Origin of the sequence: Paenibacillus sp. ICGEB2008 (assembly GCF_000307675.1) — a bacterium.
Taxonomy (GTDB): domain Bacteria; phylum Bacillota; class Bacilli; order Paenibacillales; family Paenibacillaceae; genus Paenibacillus; species Paenibacillus polymyxa.
In genome coordinates this window covers 1-1,715 of sequence record NZ_AMQU01000051.1, presented here as the reverse complement: position 1 = coordinate 1,715, position 1,715 = coordinate 1, and the positions used below count along the sequence as shown (strand labels likewise).

At 53.8% G+C, this 1,715-nt stretch carries 1 rRNA gene; it reads left to right on the top strand.

The window, feature by feature from the left end:
* Window positions 1-1,715, top strand: a 23S ribosomal RNA gene (locus C400_RS0125860); the annotation flags it as partial.

The following is a 1,715-nucleotide window of genomic DNA, read 5'->3' as shown; positions in this document are numbered from 1 at the left end:
TAAGAATCGTGGAGGTAGAGCACTGATTGGGTGCGGGGCCCGCAAGGGTTACCAAGCTCAGTCAAACTCCGAATGCCATAGATTTAGTTCCGGGAGTCAGACAGTGAGTGCTAAGATCCATTGTCGAAAGGGAAACAGCCCAGGACCATCAGCTAAGGTCCCCAAGTGTGTGTTAAGTGGGAAAGGATGTGGAGTTGCACAGACAACCAGGATGTTGGCTTAGAAGCAGCCACCATTGAAAGAGTGCGTAATAGCTCACTGGTCGAGTGACTCTGCGCCGAAAATGTAACGGGGCTAAACACACCACCGAAGCTATGGCTTGATGCTTGCATCAGGGGTAGGGGAGCGTTGAATGCGGGTTGAAGGTGTACCGGAAGGAGCGCTGGACTGCATTCAAGTGAGAATGCCGGTATGAGTAACGAAAAGATCTGTGAGAATCAGATCCGCCGAAAGCCTAAGGGTTCCTGAGGAAGGTTCGTCCGCTCAGGGTAAGTCGGGACCTAAGGCGAGGCCGATAGGCGTAGTCGAAGGACAACAGGTAGAAATTCCTGTACCACCGTAATCCGTTATGAGCGATGGGGTGACGCAGTAGGGTAGTGACGCGGACTGATGGATGTCCGTCTAAGCAGTGAGGCTGATGTGTAGGCAAATCCGCACATCGTAAGGCTGGGCTGTGATGGGGAGCGAAAATTACAGTAGCGAAGGTCATGATCTCAGACTGCCAAGAAAAGCCTCTAGCCAGGAGAAGGTGCCCGTACCGCAAACCGACACAGGTAGGCGAGAAGAGAATTCTAAGGCGCGCGGAAGAACTCTCGTTAAGGAACTCGGCAAAATGACCCCGTAACTTCGGGAGAAGGGGTGCCTCGGTAGGGTGAATAGCCCGAGGGGGCCGCAGTGAAAAGGCCCAAGCGACTGTTTAGCAAAAACACAGGTCTGTGCGAAGCCGCAAGGCGAAGTATACGGGCTGACGCCTGCCCGGTGCTGGAAGGTTAAGGGGAGTGGTAAGCTCGCAAGAGCGAAGCTATGAACCGAAGCCCCAGTAAACGGCGGCCGTAACTATAACGGTCCTAAGGTAGCGAAATTCCTTGTCAGGTAAATTCTGACCCGCACGAATGGCGTAACGACTTGGGCGCTGTCTCAACGAGAGATCCGGTGAAATTTTAATACCTGTGAAGATGCAGGTTACCCGCGACAAGACGGAAAGACCCCATGGAGCTTTACTGCAGCTTGATATTGAATTTGGGTACGATCTGTACAGGATAGGTGGGAGCCGTAGAACTTTGAGCGCCAGCTTGAAGGGAGGCATCCTTGGGATACCACCCTGATCGTATCTAGGTTCTAACTTGGTACCGTGATCCGGTACGAGGACAGTGTCAGGTGGGCAGTTTGACTGGGGCGGTCGCCTCCTAAAGAGTAACGGAGGCGCCCCAAGGTTCCCTCAGAATGGTTGGAAATCATTCGAAGAGTGCAAAGGCAGAAGGGAGCTTGACTGCGAGACCTACAAGTCGAGCAGGGACGAAAGTCGGGCTTAGTGATCCGGTGGTACCGCATGGAAGGGCCATCGCTCAACGGATAAAAGCTACCCTGGGATAACAGGCTATCTCCCCAAGAGTCCACATCGACGGGGAGGTTTGGCACCTCGATGTCGGCTCATCGCATCCTGGGGCTGAAGTAGGTCCCAAGGGTTGGGCTGTTCCCATTAAAGCGGTACGCGA